Origin of the sequence: Lewinella cohaerens DSM 23179 (assembly GCF_000379805.1) — a bacterium.
Taxonomy (GTDB): Bacteria; Bacteroidota; Bacteroidia; order Chitinophagales; family Saprospiraceae; genus Lewinella; species Lewinella cohaerens.
In genome coordinates this window covers 408,881-432,402 of the sequence record NZ_KB903531.1, presented here as the reverse complement: position 1 = coordinate 432,402, position 23,522 = coordinate 408,881, and the positions used below count along the sequence as shown (strand labels likewise).

Sequence of the window (23,522 nt, the reverse complement as noted above, 5' to 3'; positions counted from 1 at the left end):
GTTGGATTAACTAAAGACTGGAATATTGATGGTAACGGTGGTACCGACAATATTACCGTGATCATCCCTAGGTTCTTCGACAAGGAAGTTGTAGTCTTCATGATTGAGAATCTCCAATCTCCGCTGGGTAATTGTCATGCCCAGTGACTTGTGCTGATATTTGCTTTTGTTTTTATGCTTTTGAGCCTTGGTTACACTGATTCCTGGCCCATTGTCTATAATTTTCACTAGTAAGCCTTCTCCCGCTAGTTTATACTGGATGACGATTTTACCATCACCGGTCTTTTTCTCCATTCCGTGCAAGACGGCATTCTCTACGAAAGGCTGTACGAGCATTGGCGGAAGCCTAATCCAGTCAGGATCTAAATCAGGATCAATCTCAATGGCATAGGAAAAATTGTGATTAAAGCGAATTTGTTCGAGTGATAAATAGTTTTCTAAAAGGGTTGTTTCTTCTTCTAAACTCAGCGTTTCCGCTTCCGAAAACTCTAAAGACATTCGAATCAATCGAGAAAAGTTGGCCAGCATTTTTACCGCCTGATCCTGGTCGTGATTATCACCAATAATCATTCCCTGGATGGTACTCATGCAGTTGAAAATAAAGTGTGGGTTCATCTGTGCGCGGTAGGCACGTTGTTTGAGTTCTGTGACTTGCTCCTTAAGTTTCAACCGTTCCTGTTCTCTGGCTAATAAGTTGAGACGGCGCTTGAATAACCAGTAAATAAGCACCAGGCCCAGCGCCAGTCCTAAGACGATAAACCAGCTTCGTTGCCAAAAAGGAGGAATAACAGCAATGGACAAGGAAGCCGATGTACTCCATTGCTGATCGCTTTGAAAAACCTGTATTTCGAGGGAATAATCATTAGGTGCGAGGTCCAGTAAGTCAATGCGAGGTTGTGTGATTTCCACCCACTGGTCATTTGTAAATAAGCGATAACGGTATCGATTGGGCTTGTAAGCCGAAAAGTTAAGGGAGGAAAACCGAATACTGATATTACTATCATAGGGTACTCTTTTCAAAGAAGCTACAGGTACTTTTGCTTCATTGACAAAAATATCCTCGACAATGACCTGTAAACTATGGTTTTGAGATTCCAGCGAAAGCGGAAAGATGTTGATTTCCTGAGGGCCTAAAGTCCATAATTTATCTTTTTGAATCGCAATGTCAATAACATCCGGAGACGAGAGCCCATTTTGGGTAGATAGCAAATATTCCTGCCGCAGAGAATCCTGATAACTGATTTTATAAATACCCTGTTTGGTGACCACCCAGATATGCCCCTGGTAGTCAGTGCATATTTTATTGACAGGGTGGGTCGCCAATTGGTCATTAAAGGATGGGCGTTGTACCATGCCGTCTTTGTAATGAAGCAGTCCTTTGCGTTTGGTGCCAATTAGGAGCGATTCATCGGGAAGTAATTGCAAGGCATTAATTTGCTCATTGTGCAAAAGAGGGTCTTCTAAAAGAAGGAGGGTATTTGCCGTTTGTGAATATTGATAAAGCCCCGCTCTTGAACCCACCCAAAGATGATCTAAATCACGCCCGGCGGCACAATTAATGTTTTTGAGATCAAAAGGGAAGAGTAATTGCTGGAGGGTGTTTTCGCTATTGTTTTCCCCTAGCGTAATATGGTATATGTAGGCATGAGAATAACCGGTGATGTTTGTTTCAGGTAGGTCATCAATCAAACCATGCAAGGCTACACTGGAAGAAGTAACGGTATCGTTGATATGATGATAGACCGAATGCCAGGCATCGTTTCTAAAGATTTTTACAGGAGCACTAGTGATTAATGTTTTTGAATGTTGATGGTATTTGACCATCAGTAAATCAAAAGCATTTTCTGAAAGGGGGAGTTCATACTTTAGTTTTTCTTGATGAATATTAAACCATCGTCCTTCTTTTGTACCAATATATAAGCCTTCCTTATGAGGTGAAATAGCAGTGATGCCTCTGTATTGATCAGGAGCAATGTTTAGATCAAAAATTCTATGATCCATTGAGGGGATATAGAATATTCCCTTTTCGGTAGTGGCAATCCAGATGCCTCCTTTTTTGTCTTCAAAGAGGTGACTAACGGTGTAATTGTCAAGTAAGGTAAAGCTGAGAGAATCATATTGAAAATCTTTTCGATTTTCATAAACTCTAATTCCTTTTCCTTCAAAAAAACCGATGAAAACCATTCCCGTTTTTGTTTCCAAGGCACAGTTGATTGTTCCGTGGTGAAAGGGCTGGATTCTTTGCGGATTAAAGTGTTGATCTAGAAAAATATTATTGGTTCGGTGATTGAAAAAATATTGATCTCCGAGTTTGAGGAAGTAGGACGTTTTTCCGCCCGAACCTGTAAGGCTGTCTCTGTCTAAGGTTGTTTCTTCTTGATAATTTTTTGAAATGGTACTTTTGAAACTCAAAACATGAAACTTGGTAAATGATAACTGATCATTTCTAGTTGTATTTTGGAGAAACCCGTCTTCAATTTCGTAAAGCCCAAACTGGAGGGTAGATTTCATAGAGAGCGTCCATTCTGAAACAACTCCTTGTGGCGTGATTTTTATAACTGATTTATACATAAGGGAGGCGTGTAAATTACCTTCCTTGTCTACAATAAAATCGTGTACTAAATTGTAGTCGGTCCTGGATTCTTGAAATAGGTAATTGTATTCATAGGCAGCAATCGTATCTCCTCGGTGAATATAAAAATTACCCGAAAGGGTGCTCATCCAGATCCAGCCGCGATGGTCTTCGTGCATGAAGAGTACGGTTTTATCCAGGAGACCTTCTTCCGTACCATAATTTTTGAATTCGTCGCCATTGAATCTACTAACGCCATTGTCGGTAGATACCCAGATGTACCCTTTGCTGTCCTGCAAAACTTCGTAACATTCAGCGCTAGGCAGGCCGTCTTCGGTAGTGTAATTAAAAGAAAAAGGCTGAACCGACTGCGCAGTTATCAACCCGGAATAGAGCACCAGGTTGGTGAACCAAAGGAGGCGTTTTAAGCCTGGTATGGGAAGAGAGCTGTGCATTGTTTGTCGTAAGTAATGCTCATGTTGTTTTGCGCAATAGCAATAACAGCACAAAAAGAATCGGAGTCTTCGTTTTTCAAAAATCTGTCAAAGCGTTTCATTTTAAGCGTGTCAGATATTTGGAAAACCTCAGAGAAGACTCAGATAGTTTTTTGCGCAATAACATGGTGAAAATAAGCAATCTTTTTTGGAACCCTGAGCAGTGAATGCCCTACCTAAAGCAGTGGTTTACAGAATTCGAGATGATGGGCTCTGAATTCAGGATGGTAAGTTCCGAATTTTAGATAAAGAGAATGTATATTTTTTTTCAACTTACATTTGAGAAGTAAGCAGGAGTGTAATCTAACATATTTGCCGAATGCTTACAAAACGCGCTTTCTCAAAAAAATTAAGCTCTCTCTTGAAATTAGGTTCCGATTAAGTAACAACTGAGATGTTGTTACTTAGTCGGTTTTTAAGCTTAGGGATGAGGAAATAAACTAGGAAGGTGTGTATGTTACTTTTTGCGAACTTCCTTACCTAGAAATTTTTTATTCTTTTGATGAAATCCTCCCTTCTGGCACGTGCTAAAGGAATCGGCGTTTTATCGCGCATGATGATTGTACCACCGTCCTGAAATAAATAGCTGGAAACCCACCTTAAATTAATAACATGTGACTGATGGCAGCGAAAAAAGCTGCTATCGGGTAGCATTTTGGCAAATTCGCCGATGTTTTTGGCGACCGTTATCACTGGCTGATCCTCACTGTGAAAAGCAGTAGTGCCTCGGTCAGAACTAAGCCTCATCAGTCCAGATAATGGAATGAAATGGTAGCCTTGGTCATTGTTGACGACAATTGTTTCAGGTTCATTTTTATCCCAGTCATTGCGCATGGCCTGCAAGCGCCCAGATAGTTGATGGTTGTTTCTCTCCTTAATAGATTTCTGTACCACATAGATAAGGCGATCCGGGTCGATGGGTTTTAGCAGATAGTCCAACGCGCTGTATTCGAAGGCCTGAAGGGCGTATTGATCATAGGCAGTGACAAAGACCAGCTGGAAGTTTGGCCGCTTGATCATCTCTAGTAGGTCGAAGCCGGTGTGTTGGCCAATACGAATATCAAGGAAGACGATCTCTGGCTCCAGCTGTTGGATCAGCTTGCCTGCGTCGATAATGTTGCCCGCTTCGCCAACAATTTCGACTTCCGGACAATACATTTTCAATATACGGGAAAGGGTAATACGGGCTGTCGTTTCATCGTCGACTAAAAGAGCCCTCAAACTGTTTTTCATACTAGTTTATGTCTTGGGATTAACCGAAGCGCAGAGAGAAAATCATTCTACGGTAGGCAAACAGCAAACTGCTACTAGCCAAGCGAAGCAAGATAGGGGAATTTGAAATAAATTACTAAACTTTAACCTTCGCTGCAGGTTAAAGACATCAAATCAAAATGTCTTTGATATTATTCACCTTCTACAAAAATCCTAGCGTTGTTTGTATAAGCTAATTCTAGAAACGCGATGATTTCTTCAAAGAACCGAATAGTGGTTTTCTTATTTATTAATTTGTTACTGTCGTAACTAGATTCCTTCACCTCTGGAAAAGAGTCTTCAATTTCGTACAGTTTATCAGACAACTTTTTTTGTAACCTCCTATTCCTATCAACTTTGATAAGCCCACTACTATAGCCATCTAATTTAAAACCAACAATTCCTTCAAACTCTTGAAAGAAATCATTGAATTCGAATACAACAGGCTCTTCATCATCTATACCCGTTACTAAGTGGTTTGGGACATTTCCACTTGTCCTTTTGTGTTCTGACTGCGTTGAAAAGCCTCGCCGAAACTTAGGTTTCGACTACGTTTTTCGCCTTATCAGAACACAAAATGACGTTGCGCTAATATTCCCAAACCACTTAGTGCTGGGTATAATACGAAGGAAGCTTTGATCGAAGCATTCAATATTTTAAATCGTTGGGCCATATTCTGATATTTGATTTTTTACTTCTTCATGTCGCCGAACTGAATTGTCCTGTTGGTCCTCGTCGTTGAACGGACTTCGAGGGCTACTTTTAGAACGAACTCCAAGCCGCTAACCATCCAACCATATAACAAATCAACCATTCAACAAACCCCTATCCCGGCAAAAACTCCACCAACTCACAATAGCCAAAGAATTTTCCATTCCGGTCGAAGACCTCGCGGCGGATGACACCAATAGAGGGCGCAAACCAGTCGCGGAGCCGGAAGCGTTTGCGTACCAGTTGGGTTACCCATAACTCGTAGGCCATGGCTACGCAGGGGAAGCCACCGGCTGGGGTGCTCAGATCCTCTTGGTCGAGAATGTGTACGGGGCCGATAGCAAGGTCAATTTCCAGGACTTTAGCTCCCTGACTGAAGCCTGTAATGTGAGAATAAGCCTGAGGAATGCTATCGCCAGAGCGGATGCCTTTGGGGAGGAGCCAGCCGTTTTCTTCGGTGCGCAGCTCAAATCCGGCCAGCGAACTCAGCATATCAGGGGTGAGTTTGGCCAATAGATCTTGGGCAAGGCCACTTTCGGTACACCTGATTTCATACTGCCCACGGTAGACCGTGTCCTGAAAAGCATTGAGGATCACGACCTCCAGCTGATTGTGGTCAGTCGTTTTTTGTGGTAAAACCCGGTGGAAGGTGCGGAAACTCGGCTTTTCGTTGGCGCCATACCACTGATAAGTCCATTGCCGGCCCACGGGGAATTCGGCAAGACTACTACAGTCATTTTGGGCCACCCCGGAGAGGGAAACCCCAATAATTAAAAGGAAGGTGGTGAGTAGTTTTCTCAAGGACAACAAATTTCGCCCCAAAAATAGGTCTTTTTTTGCGATCAAGGCTTTCTATTGTAAAATAGAAACTCTACATTTGTGCCCGCTGCTAAAGGGAGGAACTAATTCGAAGAATTACTTGTCTTAAAAAAGCAGCACCGGAATGGTCCCGTAGTACAACGGATAGTATGTAGGTTTCCGGAGCCTGAGATGGAGGTTCGATTCCTCCCGGGACCACAACAAAGCGTAAATCAGTATAGTGCTGGTTTGCGTTTTTTTTGTTTTTGTACACTTAACCGTATCCGTATAGTTGACTAAGTCTATTCAGAAGGTGAAGAAGCCCGCTTATATTTATTGTAAACGAATATCCCGATTCCCCATTAGCATGACAATACCCCTACGTCACCTCAATCAGTTGTATCGTGAAAAATAGTAATATCACTATCCGAATAGTAAAATCACAGTGATAATAATTAGTTAATACAGGAGCTCAGGCAATGAAATCTCCTGAAAACAGCTACTTTGAATAAAACAAAGCGAAAAATATGAACTATGCCAGTTTGAAGTACCTGTTGCTGTTATTAATGTTTTCACAAATAGTTCTTTCGCAAGAAAGTAAATTCGACTTCACTTTAGCGTATTCCCCAACTACCTCCCGACTTACAAACGGAGAGGAAAACGAAAAATCTAAAATTGGTCATAATGCTACATTTAGAATCACTTATAGCGCAAAAGGTATAATAGATCCAACAGTGGGTTTGGGTTTTCTGAATACAGGTGCAGAGGAGTTTCTTGACTTTTCAAATGAAATATTTCAAGGCCAGATAGAAATTGAAAATATTCATAATTACAATTACCTGTATCTTCCGATTGGAGCAAAAATCAACTTCTCTAGATTTTATTTCCTACCGGAAATAGGATTGGGCGTGATGGTTTCTAATAGAACGAAACAGATTACTAAAAGACCAATTGTTAGCGATGAAAAAACGGTACAAATAATATCACTTGATTCAGAAGCATTCAATGCTTTAACTTTTCCCTTGTTATTGTCGCTTGGGACAGATTTTGAGGTGGGTAATTATTCATTATCAACAGGCGTAAAGGGGTATTATGGACTAAACCAAGTTGTAAAAACGGACCGAAGAAACGATCATTATTTTGGCTTTGGGCTAAACTTAGCACTGAATCTCTGAATGGCCCAATACGCTTTAAATTTTCCACCTATAACAGCCCTTTCTCCACCCTCTCCTTAAATACTTTTGGTTGATCAATATGCAAACCCAGTACTTTGAAGGTTTTCTTCTTTCCGTAGAGGCTCGTCAATTCGTAGGCACGGGTTAGGTGAATGATCACATTGTGACTTTCCATTTCTCCTAACGGCGAAAGCTTTTCCGATAAGGAATCCTTAGCCAAAGGCTTTCTTGAAAGTTCAACATGATCGATGTCCGAAAGGGAAACTTCAACTTCACTTAGGATGCCATACTTTAGCGCCAGACTGTTTTTACGGATAGAAATGGGCCTTTGGGAGAGTGATTTTGCAAAGCCTAATAGCTGAACACCAGTGTAAATACTCAAGGTGGTCAAAACCCAGGCTGCTATGTTGCTCCAGCTAGCAAGTAAAAGATGAATGGCAACGGTCTCAATGCCAATAATGAAAATAAATATTCCGAGTAATGCTGGCGTACCGCTTCTCTTGTGGTAGGTAAACTCATGCTCTTGCAGTGACCGCGCGCTCCAATGGATAAATCCGTAATACATAACGGCAACCTCTGTCGCAAAGGGTGTCGCAAGTTTGGTAGGAAGAATTTCGCGGCACGTGTTTTTCAAAGCATTAAAAAAGTCAGGCGTAGCACCTTTTACTCCTTTATAAGTTTTGATGGCTTTACGAACTTTGAATGTCACGAAAAGCAGTAGGGAGACTTCAATTACAGGTAAAACCCAAGCTTTAAAGATGGTCAAATAGGCTTGACTGCCTTGTGGCAGCAGGTATGACCCAATCAAAAGCCCAATAATCATCATCGGGACAACCGTTGTCTTGGGGATCTCCGTTTTCCGAATAAGAAGAAAGTAAACAAGCGGAACGGTAAGCAACAAATCAGCCGTAATTGCAAGGTTAATCGCATCGCTGCTTCCTGTTAGAAAGGAAGATTTCATCAATAAGATAAGCACGCCAAAAAGACTTAATGGAGTCCCAAAATTGATAAGGTTCCTATTGAGGCTGATGGTCTTATTCATATCATTTGTTTTAGCGAGTTACATTGGGAATTTTGCTATGTGCGCGCAGGAGTCATTTGCACAAGCAAGTGCATTTCCCTATTGGTAAATATAACTCAAATTGAGTTGTGATAACTGAAAAGAGAGGAACTATGGACTTGGTTTGTACAACAATATTCCTAAAGATTGTAAAGGTAAGAACACAGATGAAAGAACGTTCAAAACAACGCCATTAACGTAAGTGCTACTTATTTCTTTGGCGAATATTAATAACACAATGTATCTTTGTGATAGTCATTAGACATTATTTCGCATAATGTCTATTAGAGCAAAACCTAAATCTTATTAACCATAGCGTAATCCCCTTCATAGGAGGCGCTAACAATTTTCATTTAGTATGAAACAGCTAATTTTCTTTTTAATAGGAACAGTTGCACTCTTTGCTTATACAGGTTGTAACAAAGATGATGATGACGCTGGCACTAAAAACGAGTTTGTCATCAACGGAACAACCTACGATTTGGCAAAAGGGTTTATTCAAGATTACGGTGCTAACGGTAATGGTAGCTTTGATTTTGATGTAACACTTACCTCCGAAGGTGTCAACTATAGCGATGCTCAAGGCATCTTCAGTGGCATGGGCGAATTCATTTACCTGGATCTTAATTCCTCTCTGGCAACGGGTTTGGTAGCTGGAACGTATAACTTTTCTAGTGACCGCAATGCGTTTACCCTCGTGGATGGATCCATTGGAACCGACTATGATTTGGCAACGCTTACTGGAGAGGACTTTTCCGTAATCGGCGGAACAGTTGAAGTAGAATTAGTGGGTAACGAAACCCGGCTAAGTTGGAGCCTCAGTATTTCCAACGGCACTACCGTTACAGGAGAATTCCAAGGTATCCTGCGTTCGATCTAACACCAGGAAAAAAACAAGAAAGAGGCTGTCTCAACAGGGGTAGCCTCTTTTTTTGTGCAATATTTAGCTTGTTAGAAATTTTGCAAACACGCTCGTCTATCCAACCAGGACGATTCACGCGGTGTTAATTAAAGTGTTTATAAAAATCACCTCAAAATTATCCCCAGTGAAGTATCTCCTCACCTTGGCATTGCTTGCCTGTACCTTGATCGGAAATAGCCAAGTTCAGCCTCTTTTTGAAGCCCCCCCTCGGCGCATTGATCTCCTAAAAGTAGATGGCCGTAATGCCGTAAAGAGTGTCCTACATGCTTATGCTGGGCCTGCGCGCTGGAAAAAGAAAGAATGGTTCATTGCGGGTGGTGTTGCCTTGGGTACTTATGGTCTTTTTCTCCTCGATGAAGAGGCGAATCCTTTTTTTACCAATCAGCACGATGACATTCCCAAAACCGTTCAGGATTTAGCCTTTTATTTTGGGAAACCACAGTATAATTACGGTCTTACAGCTGCAGTTTATGGCGTGGGGATACTCACTAAGAATGAAAAAATTCGCAAAACGGGTGTCTTGCTCATCGCCTCCGCTACTACGGCAGGCCTTATCCAGTCGGTCAGTAAAACCGTTGTTGGCCGCGCGCGCCCCAGCACCGGCGTCGGGAATAGTGATTTTGATTTCTTCAACGGCACACCCGATTATCATTCCTTCCCCTCCGGGCATGCGATCCTTGCGTTTACTACAGCTCACGCGCTGGCCCGTAGCGTCCATAACCCTTGGCTCAAAGTAGGCATCTATAGCCTGGGCGCTGTCACGCCTGTTTCTCGCTTGTGGACCAATGCCCATTGGCTGTCCGATATCGGCCTGAGCTTAGCCATCAGTATCATCTCCGTAGATAGCGTGTACAACTATCTCCAAGCTAGTGGCGATTACGACCACCAGCCACGGATCTCTTGGCGATTACAGGCTGGCCCTTCCTCGGTAGGTTTAGTTGGTGTTTTTTGAAGTCGGAACATAGAAAAGACAACTTTATCTTTTAATTATCCGTTTTTATGAGGGAATTCATCGATGATAAATTACAGTATATGAGCCCACCCTCGGTTGTGTATAAATATAATGTATGGAATGACGGAATTAATAATTGCGATAATCGCATATTAACGAAGCGAGAAATTTATTTCGCCAGCATCGATGACTTCGATGCAGATTATCCTGAGTGTAGATTGCCTCTTGATTTTGATGCAGTAACTGAGGGTGATCTGGATAGGACGGCGCGATATCATGCTGAATTAGTAAGACCTAATTCACCAGAATGGGTTATAAAAAGTGAAGCTAAACGATTAAGGGGGTTAATGGTTCTCCATGATAAACAAAATCAAGCAGAGACTCTAAAAAATCATGAGGCAAGGTTGAAGAAAGATGTTGGCATTTTTTCTACTAGTTTGAATGAACTAAATTTAGAAATGTGGGATAAGTTTGGAGATTTGGGGACAGGATATTGTGTGGGGTTGAAACCGAGTATAATATATGACAATATATTATGTTCAATGGGGAGGGTTAGGTACTATGACCGATCGAACCCTCCTAAGATATTTCCTCTATCATTTAGTGATGAAGAAAGAACAGAAAAAGTATGGCAACAATTTTCTTCAATTCCGAAGGATTTAGGCTTCGAAGAAGAATTTCGATTTACAAAAATGATTAGAACTAAAATACAGCCATTGCCAAGTTCATACATACAGGGACAAAGAGCTTTTGTCTTACCCCCAGAAGCTTTTGTAGAAGTTGCTTTAGGGCCAAGTATTAGTGATGAAGATAAAGGATATATTATAGAAGTGGTAAATGAGGAATTCTCAGATTTACCTGTTTATAAGCTTGTTTTCAATAGAAAAACTAAAGAATTTGCTAAAGAGTTGATTGTTTAAAGAATAGTTGTGTAAGTGAGTGCCATTTATATGGTTTTTGAGATAAGTTACTTTACTATAGAGGGCCACCTCACTTGATATACGCTAACGAAAGTTTAAAAGCTTTTTTAGAGGTTTAGATGTAGGAAGCAAGGAAATGGAGTTCGGAAGTTGAGTGAAAAGGAGAAGTTGGAGGTTATCGATGAAGCGAAAGCACATTGGGGAAGTCAAGTTGACGAGTTACGATGTGTATCCTGCGACGTACGATTATTGGGAAAACAATACCAGGCATATAGTGCAGATGACCTGCACTCCTTCCAAGTCAAAATCTACCTATTCGAGAGCATTCCCAAAGTGAGTTTGCCTAGATTGGCCAAGATTCTGTATTTTAGGCTATCAAAATAAACTAACAATATGCCAAACTACAGTCTACGTATCAATGGGCAGGTCCACGAGGTGGAGGTTGCTGAGGATACCCCCGTGCTTTGGGTGCTCCGGGATCATATCAAATTATTAGGCACCAAGTATGGTTGCGGAATCGGCCAATGTGGTGCTTGTACCATCCATCTGGATGGCTTGGCCATGCGGTCTTGCTCTGTACCAATTTCAGCTGTTGGCAGCCAAAAAATCACTACCATCGAAGGGCTTTCTGAAAAAGGCAACCATCCTGTTCAGCAAGCCTGGATCGAGCACGACGTGCCCCAGTGTGGTTACTGCCAGGCCGGACAGATCATGAATGCTGCGGCGCTGCTTGCCGATACACCTAGCCCCAGTGATAAAGAAATCGCTGCCCGGATGAACGGAAATATCTGCCGCTGTGGCACGTACACCCGTATCCAAAAGGCCATCAAGACGGCTGCTGAAAAAATGAGCTAATCCCCAAAATCCACAACAATGAAAGTTAAAACACAACATAACCGCCGATCTTTCTTGAAGGTATCGGCTGCCGCTGGAGGAGGGTTGGTACTCGGTTTCAGTTGGCTGGCTGGCTGTAGCCCTGCCGAATCGGAGATTGCCGAAGAAGTGGCCCGCCAAATGCCGGAAAACTGGTTTGATATCAATGGTTTCCTCAAAATTGGCGACAATGGCCTCGTAACCATTATGTCCCCTAATCCAGAGATCGGGCAAAACGTCAAAACCTCCATGCCGATGATCGTCGCCGAAGAGCTGGATGTCGCTTGGGAAGACGTTATCGTAGAACAAGCCGGTCTTGATACCGAGATATTTACCCGCCAACTGGCAGGTGGAAGCCAGTCGATTCGCTTTGGTTGGCCAGGCTTACGCAGAGCTGGGGCTGCTGCCCGTCATCTACTCGTAGCTGCTACCGCAGAAAAGTGGCAAGTGCCACTCGAAGAACTCACCACTGAAAATGGCATAATCACTCATGCTGCCACGGGCCAGACCATCGGTTACGGTGAGATCGCATCTGCTGCAGCTGGCATAGAAGTCCCCGAAGAAATAGCCCTCAAAGAACCCGCTGATTTCAAAATCATTGGCCAAGGGAAAAAGAATGTCGACGGACGAAAAATAACCACAGGCGAGCCCTTGTTTGGCATTGATGTGCAGCGCGAAGGTATGCTCACGGCGATGATCATCCATCCGCCCGCTTTTGGGATGAAGCTCAAAACTTACGATGCTACTACCGTTAGCAGCATGCCCGGTATTAGCAAGGTCTTTACGATTAACGCCGACAAAGAAGGCGTAGAAAAGCAATGGTCAGATACCAATGCTTTCCCGGAATTGATTGCGATCGTTGGCGAAACCACTTGGCAGGTAATGAAGGCCAAGAAAGCTTTGCAGGTCGAATGGGAGCAAGATACTCCTCCGGAAAGTAGCCCCGAGTTGCAACAAGCACTGGTGGCATTGATGGAAACCACGCCCAAGGAAGCTGCCCGTAAAGACGGTGACCCAACAGGCGCTTTCGCTGGTGCTGCCCAAGTGGTAGAAGCTACGTACACGGCCCCTTTCCTGGCGCACAATACCATGGAGCCCATGAATTTCTTTGCGCACGTTACCGCCGATCACGCCGAATTGGAAGGGCCTATTCAGACGCCCGAATTTTTGCGGCCTACGGTGGCTGCCCTGGTGGGCTTACCAGAAGACAAGGTGTCCATCATGATGACCCGTATGGGTGGTGGTTTTGGCCGCCGACTCTACGGCAATTTTGGGGTAGAGGCCGCCTTGATCTCCAAAGAGATGAACGCACCGGTAAAACTCCTCTACACCCGTGAAGACGACATGACCCAAGGCACTTATCGCCCGGATTACCGCGTGACGTATCGCGCAGCACTCAATGAAGATAATGAGCTCATAGGCTTTCACGTTCGTGGCTCAGGCACCGATGGAAGTCCTGTATTTGCCAATCGATTCCCTGCCGGAGCGGTAGACAATTACCTGGCTGAAAACCTTGAAAAAAGCTCCAATATTTCTACTGGCGCCTGGCGCGCACCACGCTCGAATTTTATCGCTGGTGCAGAGCAAGCTTTCCTGGATGAGGTAGCTGAAGCAGCAGGAAAAGATCCTATCGAATTCCGTTTGGAACTCTTTGATCGTGCGATAGCAAAGCCAGTAGGAGAGAAGAACGATTACGAAGCAGATCGCTACGCCGGTGTGCTTAAGTTGGTGAAAGAAAAGGCTGGCTGGGGCACCGAACGGCCGGGTGTTCACCGTGGAGTAGCGGCTTATTACTGCCACAACTCTTACGTGGCGCAGGTTGTCGACGTGGTCATGGAAAACGACCGTCCCAAGGTGGATAAAGTGTGGTGTGCCGTAGATTGTGGCATTGTGGTCAACCCGGAGGGGGCGATCAACCAGATCGAAGGAGGTATTATCGACGGTATAGGCCACGCTATGTATAGCGCCATTACCTTTGAGAATGGCAAGCCCCAGCAAAGCAATTTTGACAAGTACCGCTTGATTCGTCACGCAGAAGCGCCCCGAGAAATAGAGGTCTTCTTCGTTGAAAATGGTATTGATCCTACGGGCTTGGGCGAGCCATCGTTGCCACCTGTTATCGGAGCATTGGCCAATGCATTGGCTAAAGCCACTGGTGAGCGATTGTATCATCAGCCGTTTGAGTTCAACCCACAAGAAGTGTTGGGCTAAAGGCAAGCTTAGGTAAAGAGCGGATAAACCTGTCAGGGAAGGTCATTGATTTGGCATCCCCCGGCTCTAAGCCGGGCCGGGCTATCCGCTCCTATGCGCCTTCGCTTTGCTGCGGCGCATACCGCTGCTATACCCGTTACGAAGCTGGTTGAAGATTTATGCCGAAGTTATTTTTGGTTAGGACGAGGCAGAAAACGTAGGCGACACCTTAGTGTCGGCGAGGCTTTCTAACGAACTCCTAAGTGAAAAGAGCAAGGGAGAAACGCCCAAGTCGTTTTGTAACGGGTATTACCTGGCTGTGCTCGCTCCGCTGCGCTTTTGTTCACCTAAGTTGTTTGAGGCCTGACCTAGGACAAAGTCGTAGATGTAGTTACAAAAAAAAATCGCTGCGGGCTATCTAGGGCCAAATAAGTACAAATATGTTTTTGATAGACAAACCATACGTTTCAGATTTTCTCATTGAAACAATTAGGCAGAATAACTTCAAAGTAATAGCAACCAAAGCTGCCAGAGCATTAATTAACGATGACGATTTGGCTTGGATAGAGGAGGCGGAAGCCGTTTCTATCATGAAGAAAGCCCCACAAACGCCTATTTACAGCAATTCGGAAAATGCATTAAGCTGGATAGCGCAAAATCATGGTGGGGGAGCGTTGTCCAATCAAATAAGTAGCTTAAAAGATAAAGTGAAATTCAGAGCGCTTATCAAAGCGTTGTTTCCAGACTTTTATTTTAGGAAAGTATCAATTGAAGACATTCACAAACTGTCTTCTCAAGACCTCCCTTTTCCATTTGTGATAAAGCCGGCTGTTGGTTTCTTTAGCATCGGCGTACATATCATAGAAAATGAAGAAGACTGGATAAAGGCTAAGGAGGAATTGCACCCCGAAAAACTGGAGAGTATATTCCCTGAGAATGTATTGAATACAAGCACATTCATTATCGAGGAATTCATTCACGGAGAAGAATACGCAATCGATTATTACCATGATAACGACGGGGAAGTTGTGTTGTTAAATGTTTTGCATCACCTCTTCTCATCAGGGACGGATACTAGTGACAGGGTCTATTCCACCTCAAAAGAAATCATTGAGAAGCATAAAGTTGATATCGAACACTTTCTAAATAAAGTAGGCAATCAGTTAGGTTTGAAAAATTTCCCGGCCCATGCAGAAATAAGAATAGATGGAAACGGGAAGATTGTGCCTATTGAAATAAACCCTTTAAGGTTTGGAGGCTGGTGTACTACCGGCGATTTGCTAGGGGTAACTTTAGGATTTAATGCCTACAAATGCTTTTATGAAAACAAAAAGCCAAACTGGGAGGAAATATTTGCAGGCAAAGAAGATAAGAAATTTAGCATCGTCGTTTTAGATAATAACTCAGGAATAGCCTCTGCGGATATTTCAAGTTTTAAATATTCAGCGCTTGCAGATGATTTTGAGCATCCAGTATTGATAAGGGAATTAGATATTAATAAGTATCCGGTATTTGGATTTGTTTTTGCTGAAAGTACTGCTGATAATGATAAAGAATTGAAAGATGTTCTGGTTTCTGATTTAAGAAAGTATATTACTACTTAAGTGATTACAAAAATGAAATGATGAACAGCCTATCTTTTTTACGTTATTGCATTCTATTGCTTGCTTTCGGAGCATTACCTAACTGGTCAGTATCCCAAGTTTATGTTGATCTTTTTGTAGGAGCACACCCTCAGTTTTTGAATGATGGTGGTGCCTCCACTCATATTAACGGTGCAATAGGCTATCAGGGGAAACCGGGATTAGGTTGTGGTGTCAGTATCGGTGGTATGAGTGTGTTGTCGGTTAGCACAACGCGGTCTTTTTCTACCTTGGGGGTTCAGTACCGGTGGATCGGTAGCCAGCGGCATAAATGTTTTGCAAAGGCAGAGTTTGGAACCTTATTCGATGCTAGTTATACAACGGATGGCCCTTATCTATATGAGTATCAATCAGGCTTTAATCCTTATTTTAGACTTTATTCGGGTTATCGTTTAGGGCGCTTTACCGTAAGCCTCAATTATACCCAGATTACGCCCTTTTCTGAAAATATTCTGGCCTACGATATAACCGCAGGTGATTTTCTACCCACCGGTGATATCCGTCAACGCGACCAGCATGACTTGCAGCTGTCTATAGGCTTTATGTTAGATAACTTTCGCCCAGTAAAGAAGATTCGATAAGATTCGCTTACTTTAGAGAGGCTTCATTTGGGCTGATTCTGATTTAATCTTCAATGCTAAACGATATAAAATGGAAAATCGAACAACAACAATTCCAAAGTGGTATTGGGCACTGGCGGTATTCTTTTTACGTTTGGTTTTCTTCCTATGCGGTTAAGAAAAATTGGCTAATCTGATCTTGCTTTTTCTTTTGACGAGACTTGTGCTATGGAACCTTACCAGCCCCATGAGCCGGGTGCCCCTTTAAAAGGCCCTACTATATCATTGGTAATCCAGCCGCCGTAAAAATCACCTTCCTGGGCTTTTACCAATTCATCATTGACGTAGCAAGAGGTTACTCTACTTGGGTAAAATGCAACGTAGTCTTTGATGAGTGCAAAGCGCTGGTTAGGAGAAGGGTAACTCCAGCCAGCAGATTTACTTGTACCCTCTGGACTGACGATGTGCCAATACTCAGCACTACCTTTCCACTCGCAAAAAGTACGTTGGCCGGTGTTTTTTTTGAGAAGAGTCATTTGAATATCATCCTGCGGGAGGTAATAAACAGGAGGGTGACTGGTTTCAAGAACCCGGTAAGCCTGGTTGGTACTAGCAAGTAAATGGCCATGCCAATATACCTTGATGTGCTTACTTACGCTTTCCAGGCGAGGCGGGCGTGGATAATCCCAAACACTTTCTTGCCCGGGGCCGGGTTTAATTCTTTTTTTCATAGTGGTGAAACGGATAGTGGTGCAAATGGTTTTCGGTAGAACCTACTTGCTTGTTCTCCTCAGCCAGCGATAGCAGTGGAATGCGCGGAGCTTCGCGAGCACATTATAACGGATAGCGCGGTGCCTTGGCAGGCTGCAAAAAAAATGATCATTATGGTGCGGAATTTTGAAATTTGTTTTTGTGTTGTTCCCATCCTTCGCGTCAACTGTTCTACCTTTACGGAAAATAAAAAAGCTTAACATGTCCTACCAAAATCTGCTGGTGACCGAAGAGGGTCCCTTTCTCACTGTAATGATCAACCGCGAGAAGGCGCTTAATGCCTTGAACCAACAAACGATAAGCGATTTGGCGCAATTTTTTGGGGAAGATTTGCCTAAGCGTAGCGATGTTCGGGGAGTGATCCTTACGGGTGCTGGCGACCGTGCTTTTGTAGCTGGTGCTGATATCAAGGAGTTTACCAGCCTGGAAGGAGAAGGTGGCGCAAATATGGCCCAACGTGGGCAGGATGTCTTCTTCTTGATTGAGCGTTCGCAGGTGCCTGTAGTTGCTGCTATTCAAGGCTTTGCACTGGGCGGTGGTTGTGAATTAGCGATGGCTTGCCACCTGCGAATAGCAGGAGAGAAGGCGCGTTTTGGCCAGCCAGAAGTAAACTTAGGCATCATCCCCGGTTATGGAGGCACGCAGCGGTTGATCCAATGCATTGGCAAAACAAAAGCAACAGAATTGATGATGACCGGCGATATGCTAGGCGCAGAAGATGCGCTACAGCTTGGGTTGGTGAACTATGTTGTAGCACCTGGTGAAGAAGTAGCTAAGGCGAAGGAACTGCTACAAAAAATTGCCACCAAAGGCCCGCGCGCAATCGCTAAAGTGATCGAAGCCGTCAACGCCTATTTTCAGTACGATGTCGATGGGTTTGCCAATGAAGTTACCGGTTTCGGGGATGTCACCCAGACCGACGATTTCAAGGAAGGAGCGCAAGCTTTTGTTGAGAAGCGGGCGGCTAACTTTACGGGGAAGTAGGGGGGAGTGTTCGCTGCGCTCACGGAGGTGCTCGCTGCTCTCGCGGTTTTTGCACCCCCCTAGATGATGTATCTCCTCTTTAAATCTGGATCACGTTTTAGCTAGTTCTTTGGAGAATCTAGAACCAATTAACTTAGCCCCGTGAGCGCAGCGAACACTAAAAGCCTCCATCCATCATAAATGGGAGGCGCATTTGCATCCCTTGGCCATCAGACATTTCCTTTAGGTAGTTGTAGTAAGGGTAGAAGCTGCCCAGCTGTTCCTTGAGTGCCATTTTTTGCAGTGCATCTTGGGGATTGAGCAACTCGTTGGCCAAGCGCTCCCAAGGGTGTTGCGGCGTGGGATAGGTGGTGGTGTGGTAATCCTCTAAGCTGGCTAGTTCTGCTGCTTTTGTGATGGCGGCATCCAGGTTGCCTAGTTCATCTACCAGGCCAATTTCTTTTGCGGTGGTGCCAACCCATACTCGGCCTTGTGCAACACTATCTACCTCTGATACCAACATTTCACGGCCTGTACTTACTCTGCTGAGGAAGGTTTCATACATCTTTTGGGTACGTGCCCGCAAGAGGGCTTTTTCTCCTTCTGACATATCGAATGCCGGGTTGATGCCTGCGGCGAATGGGCCAGTTTTTACACTGTCAAAGTGAACGCCAATTTTCTGTTTTAGTAATTCCTGAAACTGAGGAATAGCACTTACTACACCGATACTACCGGTAATGGTACTGGGTTCAGCAAGAATATGATCAGCAGGAGCAGCGATGTAGTAGCCGCCGGAAGCAGCAACGGCCCCCATTGATACGACCAGTGGCTTACCGCTGGCCTTGAGGTCCATCAGGGCTTGCCAGATATGATCAGAAGCCATGGCGCTACCGCCAGGGGAGTTGACGCGGAGTACGACTGCTTTGACGCTTTCGTCGTTCTTGAGTTCTTCTATTAGCTTGACGTAGGTTTTGTCGCCTACTTGTGCTACTTGGCCCTTACCGTCGACAATGACGCCTTCAGCCATTAGCAGGGCGATTTTTTCACCACCATGATTAACATCTTCCAATAATGGATTATAGTAGCCACCTAATTTGACAAAATTGATATCCTCGTTACTCTCTAACCCGATTTGGCCGCGCAACTGATCGAGTAATTCCTCGCGGTAGATGATTTGGTCTACTAGCCCTGTGCTTAGCGCATCATCAGGATCTATACCTGCATAAGTAGCCGCTAGTCTGTCAAGGGCAGCCGTGGAAAGTCCTCTGGTCTCGCTTACATCCTCGAGCATTAGGCGATACATTTCTCCCAAGAAAGCGCGAGTTTGATCTTTGCTAGGCTCCGACATGCTGTTGCGACGATAAGGCTCGGAAGCACTTTTGTAACGGCCAGCAAAAAAGACTTCATAATCTACACCGATACGGTCCAGTACATCTTTGAAAAATGGGTATTGAGCGGAGAATCCACGCCAGTCTACCACACCTAGGGGAGCCAGCGTTACCTTGTCAGCAACCGAAGAGAGGTAGTAGCCGCCTTGCGCATAATAAGGAGCATAGGCGTAAATGAATTTGCCGCTGGTGCGAAAATCCACTAGCGCCTCACGAATAGTGCGCATGGTCGTAAAGCTGGCCATTGGCATTTCTGGTTCGAGGAAAATACCTTTTATCTTATCGTCGTCTTTAGCCTTTTCAATGGCCTTGATAATGTCGTGCAGCCCCAGGGTACGTTCAGGGTCAAGCTCAAAACTTGCGGTTTCAATATTGTCCATTAATTCAGGAATCGCCTGGTTCAGCTTGAGGTGTAAAACCGAATTAGCGCTCACAGGAGTCGCTTGGTCAGCTTTGCTGGCCAGGGCTCCTATACTGCCAACGACAATAAAGAAAATTACGAAAAGGGCAATGAAAGTGCCTAGGCACGAAGCGAAAAGAAACTTGAAAAATTGACGCATGCTGTTTTGTTTGGGAACGCGAAATTTGGGATAAAAAAATCACGAACACAAGGTATTCATTGTACCTTGGTTACAAGCCTTTATTCGATGAAGGACAAACTTCTGTAGACTAATCTAATACCGACTACCACCCTTTGCGATGGCAAGCCACTGGTAAAGGAAGATACCGATGAATAAATACATCATAAGGTTGTCGGCCATCTCATGATTTCCCAGGAATACTGTTATTACTCCCAAAATCCATAAGGCCCCTAGTAAGATGGTTGAGCCCACCAAAATACGCTGGTCTTTAGGCGTTCGTCCGGCAAACATAGAAGATAGGGGAATCATCATTGCAATAGCACCAATGCCTGAGAATAGGTAGCCCTCGTGTTCCACGTTGCTAAAAAAGTGGAATCCAATAAATACTAAGGCTACTGCTAGTAGGATGCCAACCAGTCGTGCACTTATTTTTGCCTTTGGTTTCAATAAATATTTACCGAAAGGGTGTAGAAACAAAAAGAGGTTAGAGATAGGTTCAAAAAACCAAGTGGACAAGGCAAAAGCGATGTAAGCGTAAAGGATAGGGTTGAGGAAGGGAGCTAGATCGGGGTTATTTTGTGCGATGTTATTCACTACGCGGTAACCTAGGTAGATACCGATGATAAAAGCCCATTGGTATTGTGCCGTAAGGCGATTCATCCAAAAAACGTAGCGTAAAAACTGCCGGTAGAAGAAGTTTTTAGCTTTGATGGCTTCCATCATACCGGCCTGGGCATATTCGAAATTAGGCTGTAGGCGGAGTGCTTCGGCAAAATGCTCTTGTGCTTCCTGCGCGCGACCGGTTTCTAATTTTGACCAGCCCAGGTTAGCGTGTGTATAGCTGTTTTCTGGCTGGTGTTCCAGCGAAGTGGCAATAGTATCAAGCGCCTCGTCAGCTTTTTCCAGTTTTACCAATGCTCGGGCACGAACGTTGAGGCAAAAGGTGTTTTCGGGGTCGAGGCCAAGCCCTGCGTTAGCTGCTTCAAGAGCGCCTTTGTAATCCTTGGTCGCCAGTTTCAATTCGCCTAGAATGCCACGATAAGCGCCTACCGTGGGATTCAGAACAATGGCATTTTCTATCTCTTCTATGGCCTCAGGTTCTCTGTCGAGTCGGAAGAGGATCAATGCTCTTTGAGCAATCAGTTCATCATCGTTGGGGCTAAACCCTCGTGCTCGGGAATTGATTTCCAGTGCTTCTTCGTGCTGATTTTGTGCAGAGAGCACCTCTGCCAGTAGGAAGAGTGCATAAACCTCGTCGGGGTTTTCACTTAGGTGCTGTCGGACTTCTCGTTCAGCTTCTGGAAAACGTTGTTGGTTATAGTAGAGCTTTGCTTTTTGGAGACTGTGGTCGTTGCTCATAGGGTTATTTCTTGACTTTAAGGTAGGAGAGGATGTCGTCGTAAAGGCCACTTTCGTTAGCATAAAGCGCATAGTTACGAGCGGTGTTGAACCACTCGCGGGTAGTTGCTTTATGTGCTTTAGCAGCTTTGAGCAAGTCTTTGGTGGCAATAGGATCAGGAATACCTGTACTGAAGGAAGCCTTTAGCTTGTCTTCAATGCATCGATCGATGACGGCTTGTAAATCCGCACCGGAAAAGCCTTCTGTTTTTTTAGCAACGGAGGATAAGTCGACTTTACCCATTGGCTTACCAGCCAGCATTATCTGCAAGATAGCCTCCCGCCCTTTTTGGTCAGGTGGCTCTACGAAAAGAATTCGATCAAAACGACCGGGACGGCGAAAAGCGGGGTCCATGTGCCAGGGAGCATTGGTAGCTCCGATAACCAGTAGGCCATCGTTATTAGCATCTACACCATCCAGTTCGGACAGGAACTGGTTGATTAATTGCCGGCCAGCAGATTGACGCATATCTGAACGACTGGCACCCAGAGCATCTACCTCATCAAAGAAAAGTACACAGGGTGCCTTGGCACGAGCTTGTTCGAAAAGTTGGTGCAGGTTTTTTTCACTGCTACCAATCCACATGTCCAAAATATCGCTAATGCCTACGCTGATAAATTCTGCATTTATTTCACCTGCTGTTGCTCGTGCGAGGTGGGTTTTTCCACAGCCGGGAGGGCCGTACATCAGGATGCCTCCTCCAATTTTTTTACCGTAAGCGGCGTACAGTTCTTTGTGTTCTAGTGGTTTGATGATCTTGAGGCTGATCTCTTCTTTCACACGATCCATACCACCGACATGTTTGAAATTGATGCTGGGGCGGTTGCTTCGCAAAGCATCCTCATCAATACCATCATCTGCATCAGCGGAAGCATCAAAGTGAAAGTTGCGGAAGGCCTGATCTAGTTCTTCGTCGCGTAGGGTAGGGTTGGCACGAACCAGTTCTTGGAAAGCCTGTTGCGCTTCGGCCTTGTTGTCGTTGCGCAAGTAAGCCCGACACAAGAGAAGTTTGTAGCTCTCGTTATCGGGGGCGAGGTGAAGCAATTCTTCGATTACCACGATGGTAACGCCGTATTTTTCCTGATGGAAATAAGCTTTCGCTAAACCGAATTTTGCATCCTTGTGTTGTGGACTTAATCGTAAGACGGCCTTAAACTCCTGTTCTGCCTCCTGGTATTGAAACAGTTGGGCGAGCGACTGAGCGAGGTGCAAACGCAAAGGGATATTATCTGGAGAATGCGCAAGCGCTTCGCGAAGATTATTGATAGCATTTTGGTCCATGAAAAGGTTGTTTTTTGGAGCGCATTATTGGGACTGGAGTAATGTGTAGACATTAGAGCTTGTTGGGGGATTTTATTACCCCTAACCGTTCAGCAAGAACGCAATCCTAAGCCGTAAAATTCCAAAATATTTGCTCATTTCCAAAATAAATCCTGAACTTGAAGACATGAAAGTAAGTTTTGAGCACGAAAAGCTGGTGGTTTTTGAAAGTGAGCTGATGCAAACCACCTGTACTTTGATTATAGGAGGCCGGCACATGCTGCTTGTAGACCCGAATTGGCTGCCCTCAGAGGTAGAGAAGATTGCGCAGCGAGTCGCAACGTTACAAGGTGATCGGAGTCTTTATCTTTATTTTACACACTCTGATTATGACCATATTATTGCTTACGAACGATTTCGTGACCAAGCTCAGGTAATCGTTTCACAAGCATTGTTGAGTAATCCGGAATGGCATCAACAGCTAGAAGAGATTCGTCAATTTTATGATCAATATTACTTATCTCCTCCTTGGCCTGTAAGCTACCCTCAAAAGGCGGATTTGATTATAAGTGAGCCTACAGAACAACATGAAATTGCAGGAGATATCTACCATTTTTATCAAGCCCCAGGGCATAATCGTGATGGATTGATTGCTTTTCATGAAGCCACAGGTACGCTGATCACGGGAGATTATCTTTGTGGGGTAGAGTTTCCGTTTATCTATTACAGTGTTTTGGCTTACCAAAAGACGTTAGCACTATTAGGTCGCTTGTTAAACGATTTATCGGTAAGGACTTTAGTGGCTGGGCACGGTGCCGTCACACAAGATCGGCAGGAGATGCAAGCACGCTGGCAAGCATCGCAGTGGTATCTAGATGCATTGATGGCTTATGGCCGAGGGGAGGCCGCTTTTCCGGAAACAGAATTATGGGAAAAGTATCCCGACTTTCAGCACATTCAAAAGAAGTACCATCAGGCCAACCTGGCTTTGGCTAAGCTGGAATTAGAAGGGGGGTGAACCACCAAAGGACACCAAGGT

General features: G+C 44.4%; 18 protein-coding genes and 1 tRNA gene. 11 read left to right on the top strand and 8 right to left on the bottom strand.

Annotated elements, in window-relative coordinates; all coding sequences use genetic code 11:
- Nucleotides 1-6 precede the first annotated feature (6 nt).
- The 3 genes from A3EU_RS0101630 to A3EU_RS0101615 form a co-directional block, all read right to left on the bottom strand.
- A complete protein-coding gene (locus A3EU_RS0101630; RefSeq protein ID WP_020534373.1) occupies nucleotides 7-3,027 on the bottom strand; it encodes a sensor histidine kinase in 3,021 nt (1,006 codons plus the stop codon).
- 519 nt (nucleotides 3,028-3,546) lie between these two features.
- Entirely contained in the window at nucleotides 3,547-4,299 is a 753-nt protein-coding gene (locus tag A3EU_RS0101625) for a LytR/AlgR family response regulator transcription factor (RefSeq protein WP_020534372.1), read from the bottom strand.
- An 843-nt stretch (nucleotides 4,300-5,142) separates the two neighbouring features.
- On the bottom strand, nucleotides 5,143-5,829 hold the full coding sequence (locus A3EU_RS0101615; RefSeq protein ID WP_156825609.1) for a TapB family protein: 687 nt from the start codon (nucleotides 5,827-5,829) through the stop codon (nucleotides 5,143-5,145).
- A 144-nt stretch (nucleotides 5,830-5,973) separates the two neighbouring features.
- Between A3EU_RS0101615 and A3EU_RS0101610 the strand changes: the two genes are divergently transcribed.
- Both A3EU_RS0101610 and A3EU_RS0101605 read left to right on the top strand, forming a co-directional pair.
- Nucleotides 5,974-6,045, top strand: a tRNA-Arg gene (locus A3EU_RS0101610).
- A gap of 308 nt (nucleotides 6,046-6,353) precedes the next feature.
- Nucleotides 6,354-7,001 (top strand): outer membrane beta-barrel protein, encoded by a 648-nt coding sequence (locus A3EU_RS0101605; RefSeq protein ID WP_020534369.1) that lies wholly within the window; start codon nucleotides 6,354-6,356, stop codon nucleotides 6,999-7,001.
- 28 nt (nucleotides 7,002-7,029) lie between these two features.
- On the opposite strand, the gene A3EU_RS0101600 is transcribed toward A3EU_RS0101605, so the two are convergent.
- Entirely contained in the window at nucleotides 7,030-8,043 is a 1,014-nt protein-coding gene (locus tag A3EU_RS0101600; RefSeq protein WP_020534368.1) for a hypothetical protein, read from the bottom strand.
- A gap of 376 nt (nucleotides 8,044-8,419) precedes the next feature.
- Between A3EU_RS0101600 and A3EU_RS0101595 the strand changes: the two genes are divergently transcribed.
- From A3EU_RS0101595 to A3EU_RS0101565, 7 genes are all read left to right on the top strand, one after another.
- Nucleotides 8,420-8,941: a hypothetical protein gene (locus A3EU_RS0101595; RefSeq protein WP_020534367.1), complete on the top strand. Its 522-nt coding sequence runs from the start codon at nucleotides 8,420-8,422 to the stop codon at nucleotides 8,939-8,941.
- 166 nt (nucleotides 8,942-9,107) lie between these two features.
- Nucleotides 9,108-9,935, top strand: a complete 828-nt coding sequence (locus A3EU_RS0101590) for a phosphatase PAP2 family protein (RefSeq protein ID WP_020534366.1) — start codon at nucleotides 9,108-9,110, stop codon at nucleotides 9,933-9,935.
- 47 nt (nucleotides 9,936-9,982) lie between these two features.
- Entirely contained in the window at nucleotides 9,983-10,855 is an 873-nt protein-coding gene (locus A3EU_RS0101585) for a DUF2971 domain-containing protein (protein WP_020534365.1), read from the top strand.
- 393 nt (nucleotides 10,856-11,248) lie between these two features.
- On the top strand, nucleotides 11,249-11,710 hold the full coding sequence (locus tag A3EU_RS0101580) for a (2Fe-2S)-binding protein (RefSeq protein WP_020534364.1): 462 nt from the start codon (nucleotides 11,249-11,251) through the stop codon (nucleotides 11,708-11,710).
- Nucleotides 11,711-11,728: 18 nt separating this feature from the next.
- Nucleotides 11,729-13,939 carry a xanthine dehydrogenase family protein molybdopterin-binding subunit gene (locus A3EU_RS0101575; RefSeq protein ID WP_020534363.1) on the top strand — a complete coding sequence of 737 codons (2,211 nt, stop codon included), beginning with the start codon at nucleotides 11,729-11,731 and terminating at the stop codon, nucleotides 13,937-13,939.
- Between the two features lie 419 nt (nucleotides 13,940-14,358).
- Entirely contained in the window at nucleotides 14,359-15,522 is a 1,164-nt protein-coding gene (locus tag A3EU_RS0101570) for an ATP-grasp domain-containing protein (RefSeq protein WP_020534362.1), read from the top strand.
- A gap of 17 nt (nucleotides 15,523-15,539) precedes the next feature.
- Entirely contained in the window at nucleotides 15,540-16,142 is a 603-nt protein-coding gene (locus A3EU_RS0101565; RefSeq protein WP_156825607.1) for a hypothetical protein, read from the top strand.
- Between the two features lie 215 nt (nucleotides 16,143-16,357).
- Here the strand turns inward: A3EU_RS0101565 and A3EU_RS0101560 are convergent, their stop codons facing one another.
- Nucleotides 16,358-16,852 carry a DUF427 domain-containing protein gene (locus A3EU_RS0101560; protein WP_020534360.1) on the bottom strand — a complete coding sequence of 165 codons (495 nt, stop codon included), beginning with the start codon at nucleotides 16,850-16,852 and terminating at the stop codon, nucleotides 16,358-16,360.
- A 241-nt stretch (nucleotides 16,853-17,093) separates the two neighbouring features.
- On the opposite strand from A3EU_RS0101560, the gene A3EU_RS0101550 reads away from it, so the two are divergent.
- A complete protein-coding gene (locus tag A3EU_RS0101550; RefSeq protein WP_020534358.1) occupies nucleotides 17,094-17,876 on the top strand; it encodes an enoyl-CoA hydratase/isomerase family protein in 783 nt (260 codons plus the stop codon).
- Nucleotides 17,877-18,033: 157 nt separating this feature from the next.
- Here A3EU_RS0101550 and sppA read toward each other — a convergent pair whose 3' ends face one another.
- The 3 genes from sppA to A3EU_RS0101535 form a co-directional block, all read right to left on the bottom strand.
- Nucleotides 18,034-19,803 (bottom strand): signal peptide peptidase SppA, encoded by a 1,770-nt coding sequence (gene sppA, locus A3EU_RS0101545; protein WP_020534357.1) that lies wholly within the window; start codon nucleotides 19,801-19,803, stop codon nucleotides 18,034-18,036.
- A 114-nt stretch (nucleotides 19,804-19,917) separates the two neighbouring features.
- Nucleotides 19,918-21,183 carry a tetratricopeptide repeat protein gene (locus A3EU_RS0101540; protein ID WP_020534356.1) on the bottom strand — a complete coding sequence of 422 codons (1,266 nt, stop codon included), beginning with the start codon at nucleotides 21,181-21,183 and terminating at the stop codon, nucleotides 19,918-19,920.
- 4 nt (nucleotides 21,184-21,187) lie between these two features.
- Complete coding sequence (locus A3EU_RS0101535) at nucleotides 21,188-22,504, bottom strand: ATP-binding protein (protein WP_020534355.1); 1,317 nt, start codon at nucleotides 22,502-22,504, stop codon at nucleotides 21,188-21,190.
- 166 nt (nucleotides 22,505-22,670) lie between these two features.
- On the opposite strand from A3EU_RS0101535, the gene A3EU_RS29015 reads away from it, so the two are divergent.
- A complete protein-coding gene (locus tag A3EU_RS29015) occupies nucleotides 22,671-23,501 on the top strand; it encodes an MBL fold metallo-hydrolase (RefSeq protein ID WP_052331271.1) in 831 nt (276 codons plus the stop codon).
- The last annotated feature ends 21 nt before the right edge of the window (nucleotides 23,502-23,522 follow it).